This window comes from Ramlibacter sp. bp-362 (genome assembly GCF_054956735.1).
On the sequence record NZ_JBUDXE010000005.1, the window covers coordinates 326,405 to 342,467 of the forward strand.

Annotated in this window: 15 protein-coding genes; 8 read left to right on the plus strand and 7 right to left on the minus strand. The window is 70.4% G+C overall.

What is annotated here, in order from left to right; all coding sequences use genetic code 11:
* Positions 1–45 precede the first annotated feature (45 nt).
* A complete protein-coding gene (gene murJ, locus ACY0MJ_RS09545; protein WP_462638162.1) occupies positions 46–1,611 on the minus strand; it encodes a murein biosynthesis integral membrane protein MurJ in 1,566 nt (521 codons plus the stop codon).
* A 119-nt stretch (positions 1,612–1,730) separates the two neighbouring features.
* Between murJ and rpsT the strand changes: the two genes are divergently transcribed.
* Complete coding sequence (gene rpsT, locus ACY0MJ_RS09550) at positions 1,731–2,033, plus strand: 30S ribosomal protein S20 (RefSeq protein WP_462638163.1); 303 nt, start codon at positions 1,731–1,733, stop codon at positions 2,031–2,033.
* Between the two features lie 268 nt (positions 2,034–2,301).
* Here rpsT and ACY0MJ_RS09555 read toward each other — a convergent pair whose 3' ends face one another.
* The gene (locus tag ACY0MJ_RS09555; protein ID WP_462638164.1) at positions 2,302–2,616 is read right to left on the minus strand and encodes a DUF3579 domain-containing protein; all 315 of its coding nucleotides are present in this window, start codon (positions 2,614–2,616) and stop codon (positions 2,302–2,304) included.
* A gap of 249 nt (positions 2,617–2,865) precedes the next feature.
* Here ACY0MJ_RS09555 and ACY0MJ_RS09560 point away from each other — a divergent pair, with 249 nt between their 5' ends.
* On the plus strand, positions 2,866–4,059 hold the full coding sequence (locus ACY0MJ_RS09560) for an acetylornithine/succinylornithine family transaminase (RefSeq protein ID WP_462638165.1): 1,194 nt from the start codon (positions 2,866–2,868) through the stop codon (positions 4,057–4,059).
* Positions 4,056–4,982, plus strand: a complete 927-nt coding sequence (gene argF / locus ACY0MJ_RS09565) for an ornithine carbamoyltransferase (protein WP_462638166.1) — start codon at positions 4,056–4,058, stop codon at positions 4,980–4,982. Before ACY0MJ_RS09560 ends, argF begins: the two co-directional genes overlap by 4 nt.
* Position 4,983: 1 nt before the next feature.
* Here argF and ACY0MJ_RS09570 read toward each other — a convergent pair whose 3' ends face one another.
* Positions 4,984–5,379, minus strand: coding sequence for a hypothetical protein (locus ACY0MJ_RS09570; protein ID WP_462638167.1), 396 nt, complete (start codon positions 5,377–5,379; stop codon positions 4,984–4,986).
* Positions 5,380–5,465: 86 nt separating this feature from the next.
* Here ACY0MJ_RS09570 and ACY0MJ_RS09575 point away from each other — a divergent pair, with 86 nt between their 5' ends.
* The 4 genes from ACY0MJ_RS09575 (at position 5,466) to kynA (ending at position 8,610) form a co-directional block, all read left to right on the plus strand.
* Positions 5,466–5,801, plus strand: a complete 336-nt coding sequence (locus ACY0MJ_RS09575) for a YkgJ family cysteine cluster protein (RefSeq protein WP_462638169.1) — start codon at positions 5,466–5,468, stop codon at positions 5,799–5,801.
* Positions 5,802–5,874: 73 nt separating this feature from the next.
* The gene (kynB, locus tag ACY0MJ_RS09580; protein ID WP_462638170.1) at positions 5,875–6,504 is read left to right on the plus strand and encodes an arylformamidase; all 630 of its coding nucleotides are present in this window, start codon (positions 5,875–5,877) and stop codon (positions 6,502–6,504) included.
* Positions 6,501–7,763 (plus strand): kynureninase, encoded by a 1,263-nt coding sequence (gene kynU, locus ACY0MJ_RS09585; RefSeq protein ID WP_462638171.1) that lies wholly within the window; start codon positions 6,501–6,503, stop codon positions 7,761–7,763. The genes kynB and kynU overlap by 4 nt, the downstream gene beginning before the upstream one ends.
* A gap of 1 nt (position 7,764) precedes the next feature.
* Positions 7,765–8,610, plus strand: a complete 846-nt coding sequence (kynA, locus tag ACY0MJ_RS09590; protein WP_462638172.1) for a tryptophan 2,3-dioxygenase — start codon at positions 7,765–7,767, stop codon at positions 8,608–8,610.
* 3 nt (positions 8,611–8,613) lie between these two features.
* On the opposite strand, the gene ACY0MJ_RS09595 is transcribed toward kynA, so the two are convergent.
* From ACY0MJ_RS09595 to serC, 4 genes are read right to left on the minus strand one after another with little or no spacing between them, the layout of a single operon-like run.
* The gene (locus ACY0MJ_RS09595; RefSeq protein ID WP_462638173.1) at positions 8,614–9,792 is read right to left on the minus strand and encodes an FAD-dependent monooxygenase; all 1,179 of its coding nucleotides are present in this window, start codon (positions 9,790–9,792) and stop codon (positions 8,614–8,616) included.
* Positions 9,789–12,686, minus strand: a complete 2,898-nt coding sequence (locus ACY0MJ_RS09600; RefSeq protein ID WP_462638174.1) for an aconitate hydratase — start codon at positions 12,684–12,686, stop codon at positions 9,789–9,791. Before ACY0MJ_RS09600 ends, ACY0MJ_RS09595 begins: the two co-directional genes overlap by 4 nt.
* Positions 12,683–13,930, minus strand: coding sequence for a phosphoglycerate dehydrogenase (locus ACY0MJ_RS09605; RefSeq protein ID WP_462638175.1), 1,248 nt, complete (start codon positions 13,928–13,930; stop codon positions 12,683–12,685). Before ACY0MJ_RS09605 ends, ACY0MJ_RS09600 begins: the two co-directional genes overlap by 4 nt.
* Positions 13,923–15,005 (minus strand): 3-phosphoserine/phosphohydroxythreonine transaminase, encoded by a 1,083-nt coding sequence (gene serC / locus ACY0MJ_RS09610; RefSeq protein WP_462638176.1) that lies wholly within the window; start codon positions 15,003–15,005, stop codon positions 13,923–13,925. Before serC ends, ACY0MJ_RS09605 begins: the two co-directional genes overlap by 8 nt.
* A gap of 115 nt (positions 15,006–15,120) precedes the next feature.
* On the opposite strand from serC, the gene ACY0MJ_RS09615 reads away from it, so the two are divergent.
* Positions 15,121–15,939 carry a helix-turn-helix domain-containing protein gene (locus ACY0MJ_RS09615; protein ID WP_462638177.1) on the plus strand — a complete coding sequence of 273 codons (819 nt, stop codon included), beginning with the start codon at positions 15,121–15,123 and terminating at the stop codon, positions 15,937–15,939.
* The last annotated feature ends 124 nt before the right edge of the window (positions 15,940–16,063 follow it).

The following is a 16,063-nucleotide window of genomic DNA, read 5'->3' on the forward strand; positions in this document are numbered from 1 at the left end:
CCAGGGAGCGTCAAGCCGGGGCGCGCAGCGGCGGCGGATGCGGGCTCAGCGCGTGACGAATTCGCGCAGCTTCACGCCCGCCGCGAGCAGCGCGCCGAAGTAGATCGCCCCGGCGCCCGCGAGCAGCACCGCCATCATGCCTGCGCGCCGCCACGGCTCGGCGCGCCAGGCCGTCCAGGGAAACCCGTGGGCGGCCCAGGCGAGGAACAGCCCCAGCAGCGCGCTGGCGCCCAGCACCTGCAGGGCGAAGCGGCCCCAGCCAGGGCGCGGCCGGTAGCTGCCCCGGCGCAACAGGCCGACGAGCAGGCTGCCGGCGTTCACCAGCGCGCCCAGGCCGATGGACAGCGCCAGCCCGGCGTGGTGCAAGACGGGCACCAGCGCTACGTTGAACAGCTGCGTCACCACGAGCGCGGCGATGGCGATCTTCATGGGCGTCTTCATGTCGTGGCTCGCGTAGTAGCCCGGCGCCAGCACCTTGATCGCGACCAGGCCGAGCAGGCCCGTGCCGTAGCCGGCCAGCGCGATCGCGACCTGGTGGACGTCGCTGTCCCGGAAGGCGCCGTAGTGGAACAGCGTGGCCACCAGCGGCACGGCGAACACCAGCAGCGCCACCGAGCTGGGGATGGCCAGCAGCACCACGAGGCGCAGGCCCCAGTCCAGCATGCCCGAATAGCGCTCGTGGTCCTCGCCGGCGCGGGCGGCCGCCAGCTGCGGCATGAGCACGACGCCCAGCGCCACGCCGAGCAGCGCCGTCGGGAATTCCATCAGCCGGTCGGCGTTGTTGAGCCAGCTGACGCTGCCGGCCGGCAGGTACGAGGCGATCTGCGTGTTGATCAGCAGCGAGATCTGGGCGACGCTCACGCCCAGCAGCGCGGGCAGCATGAGGCCCAGGATCTTGCGGGTGGAGGGATCGTTCCAGCCGGCGCGCAGGGCCGCCGCCGTGACGCCGATGCGCGGCCACATGCCCAGGCGGCGCAGCGCCGGCACCTGGATCGCCAGCTGCAGCACGCCGCCCGCCATCACGCCGACGCACTGCGAGTAGATCGGTTCGATGCCGATGCTGCGGAACCAGGGCGCCAGCAGGCCGATGGAGGCGATCAGCGTGACGTTCAGCAGCACCGGCGAGGCGGCCGGCACGGCGAAGCGCTTCCAGGTGTTGAGGATGCCGCCGGCCAGCGCCACCAGCGACATGAACCCGATGTAGGGGAACATGTAGCGCGTCATCAGCACGGCGGCGTCGTAGGCGTGCGGCGTCTTCTGCATGCCGCTCGCCAGCGCCCAGACCATCAGCGGCGCGCCCAGCACGCCGGCGACGCACAGCAGCACCAGCGTCCACAGCAGGATGGTGGAGACGTGGTCGACCAGCCGGCGCGCGCCCGCGTCGCCCTCGGTCGTGCGCACGCTCGCCAGCACCGGCACGAAGGCCTGGCTGAAGGCGCCCTCGCCGAAGATGCGGCGGAACAGGTTGGGGATGCGGAAGGCGACGTAGAAGGCGTCGGTGAGCGCCGAGACCCCGAAGAAGGAGGCGAACATCACGTCCCGCACCAGGCCGGTCACGCGGGAGGCGAGGGTCAGGAGCGAGACCGTGGAGGCGGCTTTGAACAGGCTCACCGGCGCGAGTGTATCTGTGCCGTTGGCCCGCTCCGGGAGCGCCAGCGCCGCCGCGGCCCCCGGGCTATAATCGCGGGTTCCGCTGGCATCATCCTCAAACCTCCGAAGGAATCCCCTCCATGGCATCTGCCAAGCCCAAGAAGAAGAACCCGCGCCTCGCGTCGGGCCGCAAGCGCGCACGCCAGGACGTCAAGCTGAATGCAGCCAACACGTCCCTGCGCTCCAAATACCGTACCGCGGTGAAGAACGTCGAGAAGGCGGTCGCCGCGGGTGACAAGGCCAAGGCGACCGAGCTGTTCGCCAAGGCGCAATCGATCGTGGACACGGTGGCCGACAAGGGCATCTTCCACAAGAACAAGGCCGCGCGCGACAAGAGCCGCCTCTCGGCCAAGGTCAAGGGCCTCCAGGCCGCCGCGGCCTGATCCCGCGCACCATCCAGCCCGCGAGCCGACAGGTCCGCGCCGTTTGAAACGGGTGCGCTGCCAGTGGAAACAAGAACCGCCTTCGGGCGGTTTTTTGTTTGGGACAGCCGGACTGCCGGACGCAAAGGTCGCAAAGGTTTCGCAAAAGTCGCAAAAAAGAAAGGAATGAGAAGGGGCCCCCCTCCTTCCATCGGCCGTTCTTTTGCGACCTTTGCGTATCCTTTGCGACCTCTGCGTCCGGCTGTCCGCATGCAAGGGCGGCCCGCATTCACCGACGATCCGCAGCCGGGGGCTCCCCCTCGCTCACCTTGAGATCGTTGTCCTTCGCGAAGTTCAGGACGAAATCCCAGGCCATGGGTTCGTGCTCGCGCAGGGCGCGGTTGACGATGACGCACTTCACGCCGTCGATCACGGTGGGGATGCACCAGGGCGAGTAGCTGAGGTGGCTGCCCGGGTGGGCGCCGCCCGGACGGAAGGAGCTCATGACCCCGGCCAGGCGCTCGGCCCAGTCGCTGGGGCGGAAGGTGCGTCCGTCCCGGGTCACGCCCTGGATGAACACTTCTCTGGCGGTGCTGGAAACCATGGCTGGCTGGGGGGCTCGGCCCGCAGCAAGGCGTTGCTGCAGCGCACAAGTATTATATCTTATATAAGAGTTGCGACCCCGGATGGCCCACCGCCTGCCTGTCGTCCCGCTGTCGCGGAGGGCATCGGTGTGATGCGGAATTCTCAAGCAAAGGCGCCGGGCCGTGTGCCTACAATCGTGCTCCAACGGCTCACCTGTGGCACCCCGCTCGTTGAGCCGATTTCATTTGCGAAGACGAGGAAGCGCGCAATGGCCCAGATCGAGGCGGCATCGCCCCACACCATGAACACCTACGGCCGGCTGCCGATCGCCCTGGAGCGCGGCGACGGCTGCTACGTCTGGGACGTGAATGGCAAGCGCTACCTCGACGCGCTGGCCGGCATCGCCGTCAACACGCTCGGCCACAACCACCCCAAGCTGGTGCCCGCGCTGCAGGACCAGGTCGCGAAGATCATCCACAGCTGCAACTACTACCACGTGCCCAACCAGGAGAAGCTGGCGGCCAAGCTGGCGCAGCTGGCGGGCATGACCAACGTGTTCTTCGGCTCGACCGGCCTGGAGGCCAACGAAGCGGCGATCAAGCTGGCGCGCAAGTACGGGCACGACCGCGGCATCGAGCGGCCGCAGATCGTCGTGTACGAGAAGGCGTTCCACGGCCGCAGCATCGCGACGCTCTCGGCCACCGGCAACGAGAAGGTGCAGGCCGGCTTCGGTCCGCTGGTGGAGGGCTTCATCCGCGTGCCGCTGAACGACATCGATGCGCTGCGCAAGGCGACCGACGGCAACAAGGACGTGGTCGCCGTGTTCTTCGAGACCATCCAGGGCGAAGGCGGCATCAACCAGATGCGGGCGGACTACCTGCAGAAGGTGCGCGAGCTGTGCGACCAGAAGAACTGGCTGCTGATGATCGACGAGGTGCAGTGCGGCATGGGCCGCACCGGCAAGTGGTTCGCGCACCAGTGGGCCGGCATCGTGCCCGACGTGATGCCGCTGGCCAAGGGCCTGGGCTCGGGCGTGCCGATCGGCGCGGTGGTGGCCGGCCCGAAGGCCGCCGACATCTTCCAGCCGGGCAACCACGGCACGACCTTCGGCGGCAACCCGCTGGCCATGCGCGCCGGCGTCGAGACGATCCGCATCATGGAAGAGGACGGGCTGCTGGAGAACGCCTCGCGCGTGGGCGCCCACCTCAAGGGCGCGCTGGCGCGCGAGATCGGCGGGCTCAAGGGCGTCGTCGAGATCCGCGGCCAGGGCCTGATGATCGGCGTGGAGCTGGCGAAGAACTGCGGCGTGCTGACGCAGCGCGCGGCCGAGGCCGGCCTGCTGATCAGCGTCACGGCGGACACCGTCGTGCGCCTGCTGCCGGCGCTGATCATGACCGAGCAGCAGGCCGACGAGGTGGTCGCCATCCTGGCGCCGCTGGTCAAGGAGTTCCTGGCCGCATGACGACACCGATCAAGCACTTCCTGCAGTTCAGCGACTTCACGACCGCCGAACACGAGTGGCTGTTCCAGCGGGCGGCCGTCATCAAGCGCAAGTTCAAGAACTACGAGAAATACCACCCGCTGGCGGACCGCACGCTGGCCATGATCTTCGAGAAGGCCTCCACGCGCACGCGCGTGAGCTTCGAGGCCGGCATGTACCAGCTGGGCGGCTCGGTGGTGCACCTCACCACCGGCGACAGCCAGCTGGGACGCGCCGAGCCCATCGAGGACAGCGCCAAGGTGATCAGCCGCATGGTGGACCTCGTGATGATCCGCACCTTCGGGCAGGACAAGCTGGAGCGCTTCGCCGAGCACTCGCGCGTGCCGGTGATCAACGGGCTGACCAACGAGTTCCACCCCTGCCAGATCCTCGCGGACATCTTCACCTTCATCGAGCACCGCGGGTCCATCAAGGGACGCGTCGTGGCCTGGGTCGGCGACGGCAACAACATGGCCAACACCTGGCTGCAGGCGGCGGAGCTCCTGGGCTTCACCGTGCACGTGAGCACGCCCACCGGCTACGAGGTGGACCAGGCCGTGGCCGGCATCCGCAGCGCCGACAGCTACAAGGTCTTCCGCGACCCCATGGAAGCCTGCCGCGGCGCGGACCTGGTGACCACGGACGTGTGGACCAGCATGGGCTTCGAGGCCGAGAACGAGGAGCGCCGCAAGGCCTTCGCCGACTGGTGCGTCGACCGCGACATGATGCGGGTGGCCAAGCCCGACGCGCTGTTCATGCACTGCCTGCCGGCGCACCGCGGCGAGGAAGTCGAGGCCGAGGTGATCGACGGCCCGCAGTCCGTGGTGTGGGACGAGGCGGAGAACCGCATGCACGTGCAGAAGGCGCTCATGGAGTACCTCCTGCTCGGGCGGGTGGTGGACTGATTCAGTTCGCGGCCGCCGCGCTGCTCCCGTAGCGGCCGCCGCCCGCCGGCGCCGCGACCTTGCCCAGCTTGACCAGCCGCTGCTCCACCGCGAAGGCGGTGCGCCCGAGTTCCTGCGCGACCTGCTTCAGCGGGATGCCCGCGTCGAAAGCGGTTTCCAGCGCGGCGTCTTCCTGGCCCGTCCAGGCCTTGCCGGCGTTGGGCGGCGGGCTGCGGCGCGGGCGCGCGGGCCCGTCCGCTGCGGCAGGCGCTTCGTCGAGCGCGCGCGCGACGACGTGCAGCGCGCGGATCACCGGCGGCGCGTTGTAAGGGCTGTCGTCGGGCATGGCCTCCCCGGTGACCGGGTGGATGCCCTGGGCCAGGGTCTCGATAATCTGGCGTGCGATCTGCAGTTCCATGAAGCCTCCTGAAGCGAGTGGCGGATCACTGTATTTACATACAGTCAACCCGCAACGCACCCGCCGCTGCTCGCGTTGACCCGCCCATGCCGCCGTCCGTCCCCGACCATCCCTGCCTGCGCTGCGGCGCCTGCTGCGCCGCCTTCCGCGTCGACTTCGCCGCCGAGGAGCTGGAGGCGCTCGGCGGCACCGTGCCGGCCGGGCTCGCCGTCGAGGTGACAGTCCGCACCTGGCGCATGCGCGGCACCGACCACCAGCCCGTGCGCTGCGCGGCGCTCACCGGCCGCATCGGCGAGCGGGCCGCCTGCGGCATCTACGAGTGGCGCCCCAACCCCTGCCGCGAGCTGGAGCCCGGCAGCGACGCCTGCCGGCGCGCCCGCGCTCGCCACGGCCTGCCGCCCCTGGCCGCGGAGATGCTTTAGGCCTCAAGGATTTTTGCGCGGTGTTGGAAGCAACCGACACCACGGGCCGAAACAGCGGCGCACACTGCCCCGCATGCCACGCCTCTGGGACATCTCGCCGCCGGTGCAGGAAGGCGCGCCCGTCTTCCCCGGCGACACGCCGTACCGCCAGCAATGGGCCGCCAGCATCGCGCCGGGCTGCCCGGTGAACGTCAGCACGCTGACGCTCTCGCCGCACGTGGGCGCGCACGCCGACGCCCCGCTGCACTACGACCCGCAGGGCCGCGCCGTCGGCGCGCTGGACCTCGCGCCCTACCTCGGCCACTGCCGCGTGATCCATGCGATCGCCCGCGGCCCGCTCGTCACCTGGGAGCACCTCGCGCATGCGGTGGAAGCGCTGCCGCCGCGCGTGCTGGTGCGCACCTACGAGCGCGCGCCGGTGGACCGCTGGGATCCGCAGCTGGCCGCCTTCGCGCCGGGGACGGTCGAGCGGCTCGCCGACGCGGGCGTGCAGCTGGTGGGCATCGACACCGCCAGCATCGACCCGGCCGACAGCAAGCAGCTTCCCAGCCACCAGGTGATCCGCCGCCGCGGCCTGCGCGTGCTGGAGAACCTGGTGCTCGACGCCGTGCCCGAGGGCGACTACGAGCTGATCGCCCTGCCCCTGAAACTGATGACGGCCGATGCCTCTCCGGTGCGCGCCGTGCTGAGGGAACTGCCATGACCACGCTGCAGGACTGCCGCGCGCTCGATGCGGGGGATCCGCTCGCGCCGCTGCGCGACCTCTTCACGCTGCCCGAGGGCGTGATCTACCTCGACGGCAATTCGCTGGGCCCGCTGCCGAAAGCCGCGCCGGAGCGGGTGGCGCGCGCCATGCGCGAGGAATGGGGCAAAGGGCTGATCCGCTCCTGGAACAGCGCCGGCTGGTACGAGCTGCCGCGCCGCGTCGGCGACCGCATCGCCACGCTGGTCGGCGCGCGGGCCGGCGAGGTGGCGGCCACCGACAGCACCTCGATCAACCTGTTCAAGGTGCTGAGCGCCGCGCTCTCCATCGTCGCCGCGGATGCCCCCGCGCGCCGCAACATCGTGAGCGAGCGCACCAACTTCCCGACCGACCTCTACATCGCCGAAGGCCTGTGCCGCGAGCGCGGCTTCACGCTGCAGCTGCTGGAGGCCGAGGACATCCCGGCGGCTCTGGACGAGCGCACGGCGGTGCTGATGCTCACGCACGTCAACTACCGCACCGGCGCGATGCACGACATGCGCGCGCTCACGCAGGCGGCGCACGCGGCCGGCGCCCTGGCGGTCTGGGACCTCTGCCACAGCGCCGGTGCCGTGGAAGTGGACCTGCACGGCGCCGACGCCGACTTCGCCGTCGGCTGCGGCTACAAGTACCTCAACGGCGGCCCCGGCGCGCCGGCCTTCCTGTGGGTGCACCCGCGCCACGCGGACCGCTGCTGGCAGCCGCTCTCCGGCTGGTGGAGCCACGAGGCGCCCTTCGCCTTCACGCCCGACTACCGGCCCGCGTCCGGCATCGCCCGCTATCTTTGCGGCACGCAGCCCATCCTGAGCCTCACGGCGCTGGACTGCGGGCTGGACACCGTGCTCGCGGCGCAGCCGCAAGGCGGCATGGCGGCGCTGCGGCGCAAGTCGCTGGCGCTCACCGACCTGTTCATCGCGCTGGTGGAGGAGCGCTGCGCCGGCCACGGCCTCGGCCTCGCCACCCCGCGCGAACACGCGCGGCGCGGCTCGCAGGTCTCGCTCACGCGCGCCGAGGGCGCCTACGCGATCGTGCAGGCGCTGATCGCACGCGGGGTGATCGGCGACTTCCGCGCCGGCACGCCCGACATCCTGCGCTTCGGCTTCACGCCGCTGTACCTGCGCTTCGAGGACGTGTGGCGCGCCGCCGAACACCTGCGCCAGGTGCTGGCGGAGCAGGAGTGGCGCCGCCCGGAATTCAACCGCCAGCACGCCGTCACCTGAGATGAAGACCGAGAACCCCGAAGCCATCGTCCACGCCGAGAAGGCGCAGCTGGATTTCAGCCGCGCCATGAGCTACGGCGACTACCTGCAGCTCGACGCGATCCTGCAGGCGCAGAAGCCGCTCTCGCCCGACCACAACGAGATGCTGTTCATCGTGCAGCACCAGACCAGCGAGCTGTGGATGAAGCTGATGCTGCACGAGCTGGGCGCCGCCATCGCCTGCATCGCCCGCGACGAGCTGCCGCCCGCCTTCAAGATGCTGGCGCGCGTGTCGCGCATCATGGAGCAGCTGGTGCACGCCTGGGACGTGCTGGCGACCATGACGCCGGCGGAATACAGCGCGATCCGCCCCTACCTGGCGAGCTCCAGCGGCTTCCAGAGCTGGCAGTACCGCTGCATCGAGTTCCGCCTGGGCAACAAGAACGCGGCGATGCTCAAGCCGCACGAGCACCATGCGGAGCGCCTGGCCGTGGTGCAGGCGGCGTACGAGGCGCCCTCGCTGTACGACGAGGCCCTGCGGCTGCTCGCGCGGCGCGGCCTGGCCGTTCCTGCATCGCACCTCGAGCGCGACTGGACGCAGCCCTACACCGCGAGCAAGGAGGTGGAGCAGGCGTGGCTGACGGTGTACCGCGCGCCGGAAGCGCACTGGGACCTGTACCAGCTGGGCGAGGAACTGACCGACCTGGAAGACGCCTTCCGCCTCTGGCGCTTCCGCCACGTGACCACGGTGGAACGCATCATCGGCTTCAAGCGCGGCACCGGCGGGACCGGTGGCGTGAGCTACCTGCGCAAGATGCTGGACGTGGTGCTGTTTCCGGAGATCTGGCAGTTGCGGACGGATCTCTGACCTTCACCCATATAGCCAAGGCTGGTCCAGCAAGCGCGCACCCAGCGTGCGCAGCGCCGCGTTGCGCGCGAGGCGCAGCGCCCCCGTCGCGTGGAAGATCGTGCCGTTGCGCTCCGAGCGTTCCTGCACCCTGGCCACACGCTCGGAGCGGTTCAGCGCATACCGGCGCAAGGCCGTGGGCACGTCGATCACCACCTCGTCGGCCACCGACAGCACGCGCTGCAGTTCGCGCGCGTCCTCGATCGCCATGCCGGCGCCCTGCGCGAGATAGGGGCGCATCGGGTGCGCCGCGTCGCCCAGCAGCGCGATGCGGCCCCGGGCCATCTGGTCGGGCGACGCGACCGGCGGACGCGCGTGCAGCACCCACAGGCGCCAGTCGGCGATCGCCGCGACGCGCTCGCGCACGGACGCGCACACCGGCCCGAGCGCCGCGTCCAGCTGCGCGCGCGAGGCCGCGTGGTCCCAGCTGCGCGGATCGCCCGTCTGCGTGCCCTCCACGACGCACACGGCATTGAGCCACTCGCCGCCGCGCACCGGATAGGTCACGAGGTGCATGCGCGGCGCCAGCCACACCGTGACCTCGTCGCTGCGCTGCGCGACTGGCAGGTCCTGCTGGCGCACGAGACCGCGGTAGGCGAGATGGCCTGTCGGCTGCGGCTCGCCGTCCCCGGCGACCGCGGCGCGCAGCACGCTCCACACGCCGTCGGCGGCGGCCAGCGCATCGCCTTCCACCTCCCGCGGCGCGTCGGTGCGCAGCGCGATGGCGTCGGCGCGCTCCTCCGCGCCCTGCACCCGGCTGTCGGTGTGCAGCCGCGTGCCGGCCGCGCGGGCGGCGGCCAGCAGCGCCGCCTGCAGGTCGGCGCGGTGCACGGTGAGGTAGGCCGCGCCGTAGCGCTGCAGGAAGGCTTCGCCGAGTTCCAGCACGCCCAGCTCGGCGCCGTCGGCGCCGTCGCGCACGCGCAGCCGCGGCGGCGCCACGGCCTGCTGGCGCAGGTCGCCCCCGAGCAGCTCCCATTCCTGGAGGATGCGCGTCGCATTCGGGCCGAGCTGCAGGCCCGCGCCGAATTCCTCGAAGCGTCCGGCCTGTTCGAACAGGCGCGCCTCCCAGCCGGCGCGCCGCGCGGCCACCGCCGTCGCGAGCCCCGCGATGCCGCCGCCCGCGATCAGGATCTCCAGGTTCACGCCACGAGCAACTGCCTCAGCACGTAGGGCAGGATCCCGCCGTGGCGGTAGTAGTCCACCTCGATGGGCGTGTCGATGCGCAGCACCAGCTTCACTTCCTGGCTGCTGCCGTCGGGACGCCGGATCACCAGGGCCGCCTGGCTCTGGGGCCGCAGCTGCGGGTCGGTCTCGATGTCGACCGTCTCCTCGCCGGTGAGCCCCAGCGACTGCCAGCTCATGTCGCCCTGGAACTGCAGCGGCAGCACGCCCATGCCCACCAGGTTGCTGCGGTGGATCCGCTCGAAGCTGCGCGCGACGACGGCCTTGATGCCCAGCAGCTGCGTGCCCTTGGCCGCCCAGTCGCGGGAGGAGCCGGTGCCGTATTCCTCGCCGGCGAAGACGACGGTGGGGCGGCCTTCCGCCACGTACTTCATCGCGGCGTCGTAGATGGACATCTTCTCCTTCTGCCCGCCGGGGCCGTGCCACAGCGTCAGGCCGCCCTCCTCGCGCGAGCCGTCGGCGCGCGGCGGCAGCATCAGGTTCTTGATGCGCACGTTGGCGAAGGTGCCGCGCATCATCACCTCGTGGTTGCCGCGGCGCGAGCCGTAGCTGTTGAAGTCCGGCTTCTGCACGCCGTTCTCCAGCAGCCAGCGCCCGGCCGGCGAGGTGTCCTTGATCGCGCCGGCCGGCGAGATGTGGTCGGTGGTGATCGAGTCGCCGAACAGGCCGATGATCCGCGCGTCGCGGATCGTCACCGCCGCCCCCGTGCCGCTCGCCTGCGCGCCGGCGCCGGCGGGCGGCTCCAGCGTGAAGCCCTCGAAGAAGGGGGGCTCGGCGATGTAGGTGCTGGGCGGCCAGTCGTAGGTGTCGCCCGAGACGCCCGGGATGCCCTGCCACAGCGCGCCCGGCTCGGTCTTCACCTTGCCGTAGTTGGCGCGGAAGGCCTTGCCGTTCATGGCGTACTTCATCAGCTTGTGGACCTCGTCGGTCGAAGGCCAGATGTCGCCCAGGTACACGTCCTTCCCGTTCGCCCCCTGGCCCACCGGCTCGGTCATGAGGTCCTTCAGCACCGTGCCCGCGAGCGCATACGCCACCACCAGCGGCGGGCTGGCGAGGAAGTTGGCCTTGATGTTCGGGTGGATGCGCGCCTCGAAGTTGCGGTTGCCCGAGAGGACGGCGGCGCAGACCAGGTCGCTCTGGTTGATCGCCTCGTTGATCTCCGACGCGAGGTCGCCCGAGTTGCCGATGCAGGTGGTGCAGCCGTAGCCGGCGAGCGAGAAACCCAGCTGCTCCAGGTAGGGCAGCAGCTTCGCCTCGCGCAGGTACTCGGTGACGATGCGGGAGCCGGGCGCCAGCGAGGTCTTGATGTGCGGCTTGACCCGCATGCCCTTCTCGACCGCCTTCTTCGCCAGCAGGCCGGCCGCGAGCATCACGCCGGGGTTGGAGGTGTTGGTGCAGCTGGTGATGGCGGCGATCAGCACGTCGCCGTTGCCGATGGTGACGGGGCCCGTTTCGCGGTCCGTGACGGAGATCGTCGCGGCCGAAGGCGGCGTCGGCTTGTTGGCCTCCATCTCCATCTCGAAGCGGGGCGCGGCGATCGGGATCGGCGGGTTGTCCGCCGGCAGCGGCCGGTCCTCGTCGGGGTGGGACTTGCTCGGCCGGTCCACCAGATGGCGGGTCTGCAGCAGCTCGGGCGCCTGGTTGAAGCCGTTCTCCGAAGTCGGCTTGGAGAACAGCGTGCGGAAGGTGCTCGCCACCTTGCCGATGTCGATGCGGTCCTGCGGCCGCTTGGGGCCGGACAGGCTGGGCGTCACGTCGCCCAGGTCCAGGCGCACGACGGTGGAATAGTCCACCTCGCCCGGCATGGGCACGCCGAACATCTCCTGGGCCCGGAAGTAGGCTTCCAGGTACTTGATCTCGTCCTTGCTGCGGCCCGTGCCCTCGAAGTAGTCGAGCGTGCGCTCGTCGACAGGGAAGAAGCCCATGGTGGCGCCGTACTCGGGCGCCATGTTGCCGATGGTGGCGCGGTCCGGCACGGCCAGGCTGCGCGTGCCCTCGCCGAAGAACTCGACGAACTTGCCCACGACCTTGTGCTTGCGCAGCAGCTCGGTGACGGTCAGCACCAGGTCGGTGGCCGTGCAGCCCTCGCGCAGCTTGCCCGTGAGCTCGAAGCCGACGACGTCCGGCGTGAGGAAGTACACCGGCTGGCCCAGCATGGCCGCCTCGCCCTCGATGCCGCCCACGCCCCAGCCGACCACGCCGATGCCGTTGATCATCGTCGTGTGGCTGTCGGTGCCGACCAGCGAGTCGAAGTAGCACACGCCGTCGTCGCGCTGGTGGATGCCGCGCGCGAGGTATTCCAGGTTCACCTGGTGCACGATGCCGAAGCCGGGGGGCACGACGCCGAAGGTCTCGAAGGCCTGCATGCCCCACTTCATGAACTGGTAGCGCTCGCGGTTGCGCTGGAACTCCAGCTTCATGTTCAGGTCGATGGCGTCCTTGCGGCCGTAGAAGTCCACCATGATGGAGTGGTCCACGACCAGGTCCACCGGCACCAGCGGCTCGATGCGGCCGACGTCCTTGCCCAGGCGCTGCGCCGCGCTGCGCATCGCGGCCAGGTCCGCCAGCAGCGGCACGCCGGTGAAGTCCTGCAGCACCACGCGCGCCACGGTGAAGGGAATCTCGCTCGTGCGCTCGGCGTTGGGCTGCCAGTTGGCGACCTGCTCCACGTGCGCGGCGGTCACCTTGCGACCGTCGCAGTTGCGCAGCACGGACTCGAGCACGATGCGCATCGAGACGGGCAGGCGGCGGACGTTGGGATGGGAACGCGCGAGCTCCGGCAGCGAGTAGAACTTGCCTTGCCGGCCCGGGCCGGCCTTGAAGCTCTGGAGGGTATGGGCGAAGGGATGCGTCATCTGCTCGACCTCTCGTTGTTGCTTTGCGTCATTGTGCCGCCAGACGCGGACCCGGGGGCGGGCGCGGGCAGGTAGCGCACCGCCAGCACGCCCTCGATCGCCGCGATGGCGTCGAGCACAGTCGGGGCGACGGCGCTGTCGACGTCCACCAGCGTGTAGGCCATTTCGCCGCGCGACTTGTTGACCATGTTGTGGATGTTCAGCCCCGCCTGCGCCATGGCCGTGGAGATCTGGCCCACCATGTTGGGCACGTTGGCATTGGCGATGCCCACGCGCCAGGCGCTGCCGCGGCCCATCGCCACCTCGGGGAAGTTGACCGCGTTGCGGATGTTGCCGTGCTCGAGGAAGTCGCGCAGCTGGTCGGCCACCATCACGGCGCAGTTGTCCTCGGCCTCGCGCGTCGAGGCGCCCAGGTGCGGCAGCGCGATCACGCGCGGATGGCGCAGGATCGCGGCGTGCGGGAAGTCGCAGACGTAGCTGCCCAGCTGGCCGGCCTCCAGCGCGGCGACCACGGCGGCATCGTCGACGACGCCTTCGCGCGAGAAGTTCAGCAGCACCGCGTCCTCGCGCATCAGGCGCAGCCGCGCCGCGTCGACGAGGTGGCGCGTGGCGGGAACGAGCGGCACGTGCAGCGTGACCAGGCGCGCGCGCTGCAGCACCTCCTCGACGCTGTTGGCGCGCTGTACCTGCGAGGGCAGGCTCCAGGCGGCGTCGACGGTGATCTCCGGGTCGTAGCCCAGCACCTCCATGCCCAGCTTGATGGCGGCGTCGGCGACCAGGCAGCCCACCTTGCCCAGGCCGATCACGCCCAGCACCTGGCGGGCCAGCTCGAAGCCGGCGAAGTCCTTCTTGCCCTCCTCGATGCGGCGCGGGAGGTCCGCTGCGCCGGGGTCGAGGTCCGCCACGAAGCGTTGCGCCCCGGCCAGGTGGCGCGCGGCCATCAGCATGCCGGCCAGCACCAGCTCCTTCACGGCGTTGGCGTTGCCGCCCGGCGCGTTGAAGACGGGAATGCCGCGCGCGCTGAGCGCGGCCACGGGGATGTTGTTGGTGCCGGCGCCGGCGCGCGCGACGGCGCGCACCGAGGGCGGGATCGCCATCGCGTGCAGGTCGGCGGAGCGGACCAGGATGGCGTCGGGCGCGGGAACGTCCTTGCCGACACGGTAGCGGGACGCGGGCAGCCGCGCCAGACCAGCCTCCGAGATCTGGTTGAGGACCAGGATCCCGAAAGCCGGCGCGTCAGCCATGTTCGCGCTCGAAATCCTTCATGTACTGCACGAGGGCCTGCACGCCTTCCAGCGGCATGGCGTTGTAGATGGAGGCGCGCATGCCGCCCACGGAGCGGTGGCCCTTGAGCTGCACCATGCCGCGCTGCTGCGCGCCTTTCAGGAAGGCATCGTTCAGCGCGTCGTCCTTCAGCCAGAAGGGCACGTTCATCAGCGAGCGGTCCTCGGGCGCGACCGGGTTGCGGAAGAAGCTGCTGCCGTCGAGGAAATCGTACAGCAGCTTCGCCTTCGTGCGGTTGTGCGCCTCCACCGCCGGCATGCCGCCCAGCGCCTTCACGTGCTGCAGCACCAGCCCGGCGATGTAGATCGCATACGTGGGCGGCGTGTTGTACATGGAGCCGGCGTCGCCCTGGATCTTGTAGTTGAAGGCCGAAGGCGTGATGGGCAGGGCGTGGCCCAGCAGGTCCTCGCGCACGATCACGATGGTGAGGCCCGAGGGCCCGATGTTCTTCTGCGCGCCGGCGTAGATCAGGCCATAGCGCGAGACGTCGATGGGGCGCGACAGGATGTCCGAGGACATGTCCGCGACCAGCGGCACCTTGCCGGTGTCGGGCGTCCAGTGGAACTGCACGCCGCCGATGGTCTCGTTGGAGCAGATGTGCACGTACGCCGCGCCGGGGTCGAGCTTCCACTGCGCCAGCTTCGGGATCGCGGTGAACTTCGAGGCCTCGCCGGTCGCCGCCACGTTGACGGTGCCGTAGGTCTGCGCTTCCTTGTACGACTTCTTCGACCAGTCGCCGGTCAGCACGTAGTCGGCCCGGCCGGTGGCGCCGATCAGGTTCATCGGCACGATGGCGTTCTCGCCGATGGCGCCGCCCTGCATGAACAGGACCTTGTAGTTCGCCGGGATGGCCATCAGCTCGCGCAACGCCGCCTCGGCCTGCTCGTGGATGGCGATGAACTCCTTGCCGCGGTGGCTCATCTCCATCACCGACATGCCGCTGCCGTGCCAGTCCAGCATCTCCGCTGCGGCCTGGCGCAGGACGGGTTCGGGCAGGGTGGCGGGACCGGGACTGAAGTTGAAAACGCGGGTCATGGGAGCGGAGGGATGCGGGGAAAGGGCGCGGTGCGCGCCGGGACCTGCCAGCATACAAGATGGACGAAACCCGCTCGCCCGCAGGCCCGGGCGGCCGCGGCTCTACCATCGCGGCATGGACATCGCCCTCGCCCCGCCCGCCTCGCAGTTGCGCCCCTTCGGCGAGCACCTGCGCGGCTGGCGCCAGCGCCGCCGCATGAGCCAGCTGGAGCTGGCGAGCGAAGCCGACATCTCCACGCGCCACCTGAGCTTCGTGGAGACCGGCCGCTCGGCGCCCAGCCGCGAGATGGTGCTGCGCCTGGCCGAACGCCTGGACATCCCGCTGCGCGAGCGCAATGCGCTGCTGGTGGCGGCCGGCTACGCGCCCATGTACCGCGAGCGGGCGCTGGACGATCCGGCGCTGGCGGCCGCGCGCGAGGCCGTGCAGCTGATCCTGCGCAGCCACGAGCCCTACCCGGCCCTGGCGATCGACCGGCACTGGAACCTGGTGGCGCACAACGCGGTGGTGCCGCAGCTGCTGGCCGGCCTGGAAGCCGCGCTGCTGCAGCCGCCGCTCAACGTGCTGCGCCTCAGCCTGCACCCCCAGGGACTCGCGCCGCGCATCGTCAACCTGGGCCAGTGGCGCCACCACCTGTTCGAGCGCCTGCGCCAGCAGGTGCACGCCACCGGCGACCCGCAGCTGCAGGCGCTGGAGCAGGAGCTGCGCGGCTACCCCGTGCCGCCCGGCGCGGACCTCACGCGGCTGGAGGGCGAAGTGCTGGGCATCGCCGTGCCCCTTCGCCTGCGCACGCCGGGCGGCGAGCTGAACCTGATCAGCACGACGACGATCTTCGGCACGCCGGTGGACGTGACCTTGCAGGAGCTGGCGCTGGAGACGTTCTTTCCGGGGGATCAGGCGACGGCGGAGGCCTTGCGGACGCTGGCTAACGGGTAATTGCTGGGGTTCGCTGGCGCTCACCGCCAGCCTACGAGTGCGGTCCGTAGGAGATCAGAAGCGCACACGTCTTAACTCCCGTCACACCTTGACTCATCTAGGGTGGCGATTGTTGCTCTGGTAG